The sequence below is a fragment of the Cellvibrio sp. genome, from assembly GCF_053579595.1.
Map to the genome: position 1 here is coordinate 1 of NZ_JBRFPI010000498.1, position 2,743 is coordinate 2,743.

Annotated in this window: 3 protein-coding genes and 1 pseudogene; all 4 read right to left on the bottom strand. The window is 47.5% G+C overall.

Features of this window, described 5'->3' with window-relative positions:
* The coding region (locus ACWA6V_RS20305; RefSeq protein ID WP_449524194.1) for a DUF1989 domain-containing protein at positions 1–463 on the bottom strand (463 nt) is incomplete at its 3' end.
* A gap of 3 nt (positions 464–466) precedes the next feature.
* Complete coding sequence (locus ACWA6V_RS20310) at positions 467–1,243, bottom strand: ABC transporter ATP-binding protein (RefSeq protein ID WP_449524195.1); 777 nt, start codon at positions 1,241–1,243, stop codon at positions 467–469.
* Between the two features lie 98 nt (positions 1,244–1,341).
* Positions 1,342–2,163, bottom strand: a complete 822-nt coding sequence (locus ACWA6V_RS20315) for an ABC transporter permease (RefSeq protein WP_449524196.1) — start codon at positions 2,161–2,163, stop codon at positions 1,342–1,344.
* 129 nt (positions 2,164–2,292) lie between these two features.
* A pseudogene (locus ACWA6V_RS20320) lies at positions 2,293–2,743 on the bottom strand (putative urea ABC transporter substrate-binding protein); the annotation flags it as partial.

The following is a 2,743-nucleotide window of genomic DNA, read 5'->3' on the forward strand; positions in this document are numbered from 1 at the left end:
CTTTGCTAAACCAGTTGATGTTGGAAGCCATGTCGGCGCGACCCAAGCCATGTTTTGCAAGTTCAACTAAAAAGGCGTCGTAGCCATTTTGTTTCCATTGGTTGCGATGGCTTTGGTAATCGCGTTTGCCCCATTGTTTTTCGACTAATTCAGCGGTGCTATTGCCGCAGATGGTATCGTGCCAATTGCCTTCGCCGTTCGCAGAATAATCCTCAATAATTGAAGCAAAAATTCTTCCCATATCGGAATACAAACAATTGCCGCGCTGTAATTTAAACGTGTGTTGGCATTTGAGTGTGTCGGGTGCGTTGTAGCGCTCCAACAAATTACGCGGGTTGTAAAACAACATGCCGACGTTGGCGCCGCCTTCGATGTCGGTAATTTTCATTAAGCTGCCGCGGCGCAATTCTAATGACCAGTGGCCATTGCCGGGCAGGGTAGTGGTGTACAGCATTTTGCTCATGAGTTAAAAATCCTGTGATTCTTTGGCAATCGTTTGTAATTCATAAGGCACTTCACTTTTGCGTCGGGTAACCGGTAAGTCATAAGTAATATTGGCACCGTAAGCGCCAGGCGCTTGATTGTCGCGGCGCAATTTGTCGAACACCCACAGGCGCGTGCCTAAATAAAATCCTTCGCTTAAATCATGCGTCACCATAAAAACGGTGAGCTGGTGTTCGCGCCAGAGCTCCAAAATTAATTGATGCATATCGGCGCGAATGCCTGGGTCGAGCGCACCGAAGGGTTCGTCGAGCAATAGGATTCTTGGTTGGCGAATCAAGGCTTGCGCGATGGCCAACCGCTGTTTCATTCCGCCCGATAATTCATGCGGGTAGCGATTGATCGCGTGGGTTAATCCAACGGATTCGAGTAGCGCTTTGGCTTCATCAACGACTTTGCGTTTTTTACTGCCGAATAATTTCCCCAAAATCGGTGAATGTTCAAATTCGCGCGCGATGATGACGTTTTCCAACACAGTGAGATGCGGAAATACTGAATACTGTTGAAACACTATGCCGCGCGATTGATCGGGTTCGCTGCGAATCAGTTTTCCATCCAACAGTAATTCTCCGGATGTGGGCGACTCCATGCCCAACAACATTTTTAAAAAGGTACTTTTACCGCAGCCGGAAGTGCCCACCATGGTAATAAATTCACCGGCTTTTACATTGACGTTCATGCGTTCAAGCACCACATTATCGCCGTATTTTTTCCACAGGTTTTTTGCCTGAATCATGGGCATAGCTTTGGCTCTTTTTTCGTCTAAGTGTTTTTTGTCAAAAGGGATTACGGCCATCTGAGTGCTCCCATGCTTGCTAACTTTGGTGACTCTGACATTTGTTACTTGGTCGAAGCTTGATAGTGCCATGGAAAACATTTGGTGCTGATTTTTACCAGAACCCAATCGATTAAAAACGCGAGCAAGGTGATCCATGCAACATAGGGTAGTATTACGTCCATGGACATATAGCGGCGCACGAGAAATATGCGATAACCCAATCCGTCGGTTGAAGCAATTGCCTCTGCGGCAATTAAAAATAGCCATCCGGCACCGAGTGATAAACGCACAGCATTAATCAGACGCGGCAGCAATTGTGGAATTAATACGCGCACTAAAATTTGCCAGGTAGAGGCGCCGAGGGTTTGTGCTTTTACTAATTGTTCAAGCGGAATTTCCTGAGTGCAGCGTTGGATGTCGCGCGCGATAAAAGGGGCAACACCAATCACAATCAACGCGACTTTAGATAATTCGCCCAAACCAAATACGATAAACAAAACCGGCAGGAGCGCCATAGGCGGCACCAGTGAAATAATGGTTAACAGTGGCGCTATGGGCGAATAGATGGTGGGAATCGCGCCGGTTAATAAACCTATAGTGAAGCCCAAAATTGCGGCGATAAAAATACCGAGTGTTAAACGATATAAACTGCTCAGCGTATCTTGCCAAAATAAATACTCGCCGCTGCGTTTACTCGGCTCAAACGCGAGGTTGTTAACCGCATCGCCCATTTGTGCAAAGCTGGGGAGCAGTTTGTCATTGGCGTTTTCGGCGAGACGTGCATCGGAAGCGACCAGATAAACAATGAGCAGTAGAGCAAACGGTAGAATCCCCAGTAAAAGTTTGAGCGGTTTCGATGGTGTGAGATTAATTAATCGTTTCATGGGCATCTTCTTTTTAGTGTGGTCGTCACTCCCGCGCACGCGGGAGCCCAGCTTTCAATTTGATTGTGCGGTGTGTGGATCCCCGCTTGCGCGAGGATGACGACTCACTGATTAATCAGTGTTAAACAATTAAAGTTTTTTATCTGCCGCCATTTGCATATAAGTCGCATCAAAACGCAGCTTTACGTTTTTCTTATCGCCATACACACCTTTGGGTCCTTCTACACCGATGTAGTTAGCATCGGGAGCTCCTTCGCCCAGCAGGCCGTGATCGAAAGAAAATTCAGCCACTTTTTGCATGGTTTTTAACAGCTCGTCGCTATTGATCAGCGCGAGTGCGGATGCGGGGGTGTAAAACATTTTGGTGCTGGCGAGTTGCGATTCAAAACCGGCGAGGTCAGTACCTGAGGCAACGGCCATAGCGGTTTTGGCAGCGGCAGCAGCTTTGTCTGATGCGCTCATTACGCCCATGATTTCGTACCATGCGCCAACCAACACTTTGCCGAGTGCAGGATTCTTTTTCAGGGTTTCGGTGTTGACGATCATCAAATCCATAATTTCGCCGGGGATTTGTGAAGAG